Genomic DNA, 5,550 nt, shown 5'->3' on the forward strand with positions numbered 1-5,550 from the left:
CACCGTCAGGGAATCAGTGGAAGGCGCTTGCGACTTCCTAATTAACTTGATTTTAATTAAACATTACGAGAAAAATAGAAAGGAGTTAGCAAATGGATGGACGAGATGATATAAAATTGTGGCCCGACGCTACTGTCAAGGTTACGAAAATGAACCATATCGTAGAAGTTCAGCATATGAAAAAAATGAATCGAACCTGTAGTATAAAAAAATTAAATAAAGATGAATATGTTGATATCAATACCGGTGAAATAGGAACTTTTGAACACATTGAAAATCGGCAAGAATCCTATAATTCACTTCGGCAAACCTTTAAAAAATTACGGTATTTGATAAATCAAAATTTCACAGGTAAAGGAAATGAGTTACATATAACTTTAACGTATGCTGAAAATATGACAGACACTAAACAACTTTACGTAGATTTTGATAAGTTCATGAAAAAGCTGAAATATCACTTTAAACATGACACTAAATATAATCTTCCGAAATCATCATTAGACTATTTATGTGTGGTAGAACCACAAGAGCGTGGAGCTTGGCATTGTCACCTTTTACTTCGGATTAATGAATTGAATAAGAATTGCTATATTGATAATCAAATACTAGCAACATTATGGGGACAAGGTTTCGTTAAAATTAAATCTATGAAGGATATAGATAATATAGGAGCATATTTAAGTGCTTATTTAGCGGATGTGGAGTTAACGGATAATGTTTCAGCTAAAGCTTTTGCTGAGGATGGTAGGGTTGTTAAAAAGGTTGTTGATGGTGAGGAGAAGAAGTTTATTAAAGGTGGTAGGCTTCATATGTATCCACCTGGAATGAATTTGTATAGAAAATCGAAGGGGATTTTGTTACCGGATCGGGATGAAATGTTGTTTCGAGACATAAAAAAAGTAGTGGGTTCGGCACAACCACACTACTGGAAAAGTTATCATATAGAAAATGAAAACTTTGAAAACACGATTACTTTTTTACAGTATAACACAAAAAGAAAAAATTGAATATTTGTTTGAAATCAAAAAAACTAGTTATATTATGGCTAGTTTTTTTCTTTTATATTATCATTTTGAATGTGCGAAAATAACTTTCCAGTCTAGAATGAAACATTTTTGTTTTGAGTGAAACTTTCATGTTTAGCATAAAATATCTGTGTTTCACAATATTCCTTCAGATTGAACATAAGTTGTAAGTTTTGAAAGTTTGTTTCTAGTCTTGAAAGTTTGTTTCCGGTCTGGATACTTTGTTCGTATGTTTAACAAACTTTCAAAAAACACTTGATTTGTTCAAATTAACCATGTATTATTATAACCAAGGAGAGAGAGTTGATTGAATTGACAAAAGAAAGACAGGATTTAGAAACTTCTGAAAAGACATTAAAGGATTTTGGTATCAAGCCATTAAAGAATTATTTGGTTGAAGAAGGTAAACTTATTCAAGTTAGAACCGTGAACTCTAAAACATTTTCTTATATATTCCTCGATAACGACGGGAAAGATTGGTTCATGGGTAAAATGCCTGATAGTACTTACAGACGAGTAAAAAGAGAATCTGTAGAGTATATATTCTTCCTTGATTTTTCAGCTGTTTTAAATCCTGAAGATTAATAATCAAAGGAGAGATTTATTATGGCATTTCCAGTTAATAAAGTTTTGTTAACAAAAGAGCAGGTATCTAATAATCAAGGGTTCGTTTTATTAGGTATAAAAGATTGGTATGAATATGAAGATGGTCAGAAAAAACCTCAAGCGACAGGTGTTAAATATACATGTCTGTTGAAAGGTATGGAGTATGAAAAGATTGAAGTTAAAGTACCATTTGATAGAGGCGCTTTACATATTGAACCTGAAGAATTAGAAAGTGCTGGAGGAGAAATTCCTGTAGATTTCGATGGATTTGAAGGTAAGTTTTATGTTAATACAAATGGCAGCCGTGCGATGGCTGATGTAAGTTTTAAAGCGAAATCTATTTTTGCAGATGATTCATCTGTAGTTGAAGATTGGGTTGCAAATTAAATTGAGAGGGATCTATTCCCTCTTAATTTTTAAAAAGAGGTTGATAAAAAATGCTCTTTAAAATATTTATAGCAACTTGTTTATTTTCGTTTTTATTTTCGATTTTTATAGTTACATATTGTGAAGAGTTTTTAAAAGGTGAACGTAGTTTTTTGGGATTTATAAGTCATTCGATTTGGTTATTTGAAGATGGTGAACTTGAAAATTCTAAAACGTTGTGGAATAAGATTCTTTTGTTAAGTGAAATCCTATCTATTTCGTTTTATTTACATATATCAATATTATATTATTTATGTTTTTGGTAATAGGAGGAAAGAAAATGTTTAGTTCGTTTTTTGGTGAGTTTCCATCAAATATTATTTCTTTCATAATTTTGTATATACCTAGTTTTTATCTAAGTGCGTACTTTTTTGTAAGTGATGAATGGGAAATGGTAAAGAAGAGAAAGGCACATTTATCTATAGATAGTTTTTTAAGATTTATACCTAGGTGCTATGGGATTATGAAAAAACTGAGTGGGGTTGTAGAGGGTTTTTACTATAAAGCATTTGGGATTCCAGTGATAATAACCTTACTTGTTCAATTTGGATTTTGGATTGTTGCTATGATTTTAGATTTTGCTTTTGATTATTCAGCAGTAATTTTAATTTTTGTAGCTTTTGGTGTTCTTTGTTATGTGGTGTATCAACGTAGTTTAAGAGAGAAGTTTGAACAGAATCGAATTAATTCGGGTATTCTTGTTTCAACTTTAATAGCGGATTTGTCGGACCAATTTGATGTTTTTGCTAAAATGCGTGAAAGAAATATGCGTCAAGTGGTTGCATCGCAATATTCCCAAGGGATAAAAGAGTACATTTATGATACAAGGGTAACGTTGCCTGATACTGAGTTTAATGAAGATGAAATAAAAGATGCTGTTATAGAAATGGTGAATACAGTTTGTGAAAGAAGAGGTTGGATGTATGGTTTAGAGCCAGCTTTTGAAATCCTTACATTCAAGCATTATAACTATAGCGTTTATATTACGATTGCGTGTAAGTTTAATGAAGAGACAGTTCAAAGGATGTCAATGGTTCAAGAAGAAGAAGCGAGATTAAAAGGTTATAAAGATGTTAGTCAATTGAAAGATGATGATTTTTAAGGAAGTGGATCAGTGTGAAAGTATTTTATGATTTAACGGCATTTAGTAGAGGTATTCAAAAGCGCGTTGTATTGGATTTTGAAAGATATGCTCACATGATTATATGTGGTGGTACTGGTTCAGGTAAGACGTATGCATGCAAGCTGATATTAGGAAAGATACATAAGCATTTGGAAGCTTCAGAACTTTATTTGTGTGACTTTAAGAATGATTTGGATTTTAGTTTTTTGAAAGGTAACGAGAGATTTTATGGTTATAAAGAAACTAAAAGAGGAATTGAAGAATTTTATGAACGATTTGAAGCTAGGATGCAAGGGAAAGACGTAAGTAGAAATCATTTGTTTCTATATGTAGATGAGTATGCTTCGTTTATTAATTCTTTTGGTAAAGAGAAAGATGATAAAAAGGAAATGAATGAGATACTTACGAAGATGGGTGACCTTATGATGATGGCTCGTTCATTTAATTGTCATGTGATTGTATCTTTGCAACGGGCTGATGCTGATTATTTTCCGAAAGGTGCAAGGGATAATTTCACTTTGCGGCTAGGTTTAGGAATGATTAGTAAAGAATCGAAAGGTATGTTGTTTGAAGATAATCGGGATGAAATTGTTCCTCTAGGTCGGGGTAAAGGCTATTTGAATGTAGATGGAAAACCGTTGCAAATTGTAGTTGTGCCATCTATTTCTAGTATGGATCGGGTTAATGATGAAATTGAAAAATTCATTCGAGAAGGCGTTGAGCCGTTATGAATTTTTTGTGTGGAAGTTGTATGAGAGATAATAATGCTAGTTTGAAAGAACGTAAACAAATGGCATTGTCTTTGCGTGAAGGTGAGAACAAATGTGATTCATGCGGAACTATATTAGTAGTCGAAAATGGTTGGTATAAACCGTTTAAAGAAAAAGCGGATAATGTAAAACCTGTAGAAAGAATGGGTCAAATGACATTATTCGGATAATAAATAATAAAGGAGTTTTTACAATGCTTAAAGGTGGAAAAATAATTGTTGATACTGTGGAGAATTATAATTTTTTAGTGGAGTTAGGACATGAAGCGGGAAGATTTGCAAATGTTCTTTCTCATATAGAATTAAGCGATAGTATTAAGTCTTATAAGAAAGTGGCGAGTTGTGATATTTGTGAGATTATCGTACTGGAACATGGGTATCATTTTGTTAATTTGGATGGGATTAGATGTTGTAAAAAATGCGCTGAAGATGTTAAAAAATTATAACTGGATAGATAATATGGACAGTTACAGACTTTATTTAGATGGTGAGTTTTACGGTGAAGGCGATTTAGATTATATACATCAATTAATTACTGAATATATGTTGATAAGAGGAATTTATTCGAAAGAGAAAGTTGAATTTAAAATTTTAAAAAGTGATGATTGAAGGTGGATCAGTGGGAAGAAGCCGTGATAATTGGTCAACACATAGAAGGAAAATTAAAAACAAAGAGTCTTTACCTAAGAATGCTATAAGAAAGATATGTAACTATCGTAGTCGAGGTGTATCGGTTAAAAGGATTCATGAAATATTAACAGAGCAAAAAGAGATTTCGGCTAGTTATGAAACTCTATTAAAATATATCGAAGATGTAGAAAAGGATGTATAGTCGCTCCTTACTTTTGGGGTTGGAAGGCTGGCTTTAAAAGAAAACGTAATTGATAAAAAAAGTAGGTTTGAAATTATGGACGTTAGGAAAGCGATTAGGCGCTTATAATTACTAGAACAAGCCGATTAGCGTAAACCTTACTTTTGGGTATATTCGGCTTGGCAATAAGTCCAAAAGCGCCTAAAAATTTTTCACAAGGACGTAACAAAGTGAAGAAAGTGGAGATTTTTCAGTGAAACGTTTTGAAAAATACTACTTGGTTCCTTGTTAAAGATTTAGCTAATTTAAGGTAGGTGTAAAGGTTGAAGGTGTTAGATGATAGTAAAGAGTTTTGTCCATTTTGTAATGCGAATTTGCAAGGTGATCCAATCCCGAAAGAAATCCAACATCATTATGGCAGCACGCACTTTTCTAGGAAAATAGGAATTACGGATTTATGGCTTGATAGGATAATAAAATGGCGATGCCCAGATTGTAATGAAGAATGGGTGCGGAAATTTGGCGAGAGATAGCGGAGACAGTGCGGGAACATTACGGATATTAGGGAAGATTGGCGAGGACATCTAGATTAATAATGTCCTTTTTTTGTAGAATTTTAATCTTGTATAGGGAAGCTTAGGGAGGCATAGGGAAAATAATGAGTTATAATAGGTTTTAACTGATTCCCTGACGGTGACGACGACGAGCACCCCGTGGGGCGCGCAGGAGGAAGACCACCGTCAGGGAATCAGTGGAAGGCGCTTGCGACTTCCTAATTAACTTGATTTTA

10 protein-coding genes are annotated in these 5,550 nt (G+C 32.8%); all 10 read left to right on the forward strand.

The genetic code is table 11. The annotated features are described in order from the left end of the window. The first annotated feature begins 92 nt into the window (after nucleotides 1–92). The 10 genes from CQ064_RS32600 to CQ064_RS32650 all read left to right on the forward strand — a co-directional run bounded on the left by CQ064_RS32600 (nucleotide 93) and on the right by CQ064_RS32650 (nucleotide 5,293). Complete coding sequence (locus tag CQ064_RS32600; RefSeq protein WP_021036316.1) at nucleotides 93–1,007, forward strand: rolling circle replication-associated protein; 915 nt, start codon at nucleotides 93–95, stop codon at nucleotides 1,005–1,007. A gap of 321 nt (nucleotides 1,008–1,328) precedes the next feature. Then, on the forward strand, nucleotides 1,329–1,610 hold the full coding sequence (locus CQ064_RS32605) for a hypothetical protein (RefSeq protein WP_021036315.1): 282 nt from the start codon (nucleotides 1,329–1,331) through the stop codon (nucleotides 1,608–1,610). Nucleotides 1,611–1,631: 21 nt separating this feature from the next. After that, entirely contained in the window at nucleotides 1,632–2,018 is a 387-nt protein-coding gene (locus CQ064_RS32610; protein WP_021036314.1) for a hypothetical protein, read from the forward strand. 502 nt (nucleotides 2,019–2,520) lie between these two features. Further along, the gene (locus CQ064_RS32620; RefSeq protein WP_142389151.1) at nucleotides 2,521–3,159 is read left to right on the forward strand and encodes a hypothetical protein; all 639 of its coding nucleotides are present in this window, start codon (nucleotides 2,521–2,523) and stop codon (nucleotides 3,157–3,159) included. 14 nt (nucleotides 3,160–3,173) lie between these two features. Then, nucleotides 3,174–3,911: an ATP-binding protein gene (locus CQ064_RS32625; protein ID WP_103574795.1), complete on the forward strand. Its 738-nt coding sequence runs from the start codon at nucleotides 3,174–3,176 to the stop codon at nucleotides 3,909–3,911. Between the two features lie 20 nt (nucleotides 3,912–3,931). Further along, complete coding sequence (locus tag CQ064_RS32630) at nucleotides 3,932–4,120, forward strand: hypothetical protein (protein WP_142389149.1); 189 nt, start codon at nucleotides 3,932–3,934, stop codon at nucleotides 4,118–4,120. A 23-nt stretch (nucleotides 4,121–4,143) separates the two neighbouring features. Further along, nucleotides 4,144–4,395 carry a hypothetical protein gene (locus tag CQ064_RS32635; protein ID WP_021036319.1) on the forward strand — a complete coding sequence of 84 codons (252 nt, stop codon included), beginning with the start codon at nucleotides 4,144–4,146 and terminating at the stop codon, nucleotides 4,393–4,395. 13 nt (nucleotides 4,396–4,408) lie between these two features. Further along, entirely contained in the window at nucleotides 4,409–4,558 is a 150-nt protein-coding gene (locus tag CQ064_RS33885; RefSeq protein WP_172449570.1) for a hypothetical protein, read from the forward strand. A gap of 10 nt (nucleotides 4,559–4,568) precedes the next feature. Next, nucleotides 4,569–4,781 carry a hypothetical protein gene (locus tag CQ064_RS33955; RefSeq protein WP_044157174.1) on the forward strand — a complete coding sequence of 71 codons (213 nt, stop codon included), beginning with the start codon at nucleotides 4,569–4,571 and terminating at the stop codon, nucleotides 4,779–4,781. 308 nt (nucleotides 4,782–5,089) lie between these two features. After that, on the forward strand, nucleotides 5,090–5,293 hold the full coding sequence (locus CQ064_RS32650; protein WP_044157173.1) for a hypothetical protein: 204 nt from the start codon (nucleotides 5,090–5,092) through the stop codon (nucleotides 5,291–5,293). Nucleotides 5,294–5,550 lie beyond the last annotated feature (257 nt).

The organism is Bacillus sp. MYb78 (assembly GCF_002975115.1).
Lineage (GTDB): Bacteria > Bacillota > Bacilli > Bacillales > Bacillaceae_G > Bacillus_A > Bacillus_A cereus.

What these genes read in the sequence shown, in the direction of transcription:
- CQ064_RS32610 (WP_021036314.1), top strand. Translation starts at nt 1,632, where the DNA reads ATGGCATTTCCAGTTAATAAAGTTTTGTTAACAAAAGAGCAGGTATCT.
- CQ064_RS32600 (WP_021036316.1), top strand. Translation starts at nt 93, where the DNA reads ATGGATGGACGAGATGATATAAAATTGTGGCCCGACGCTACTGTCAAG.
- CQ064_RS32635 (WP_021036319.1), top strand. Translation starts at nt 4,144, where the DNA reads ATGCTTAAAGGTGGAAAAATAATTGTTGATACTGTGGAGAATTATAAT.
- CQ064_RS32630 (WP_142389149.1), top strand. Translation starts at nt 3,932, where the DNA reads ATGAGAGATAATAATGCTAGTTTGAAAGAACGTAAACAAATGGCATTG.
- CQ064_RS32620 (WP_142389151.1), top strand. Translation starts at nt 2,521, where the DNA reads ATGAAAAAACTGAGTGGGGTTGTAGAGGGTTTTTACTATAAAGCATTT.
- CQ064_RS33885 (WP_172449570.1), top strand. Translation starts at nt 4,409, where the DNA reads ATGGACAGTTACAGACTTTATTTAGATGGTGAGTTTTACGGTGAAGGC.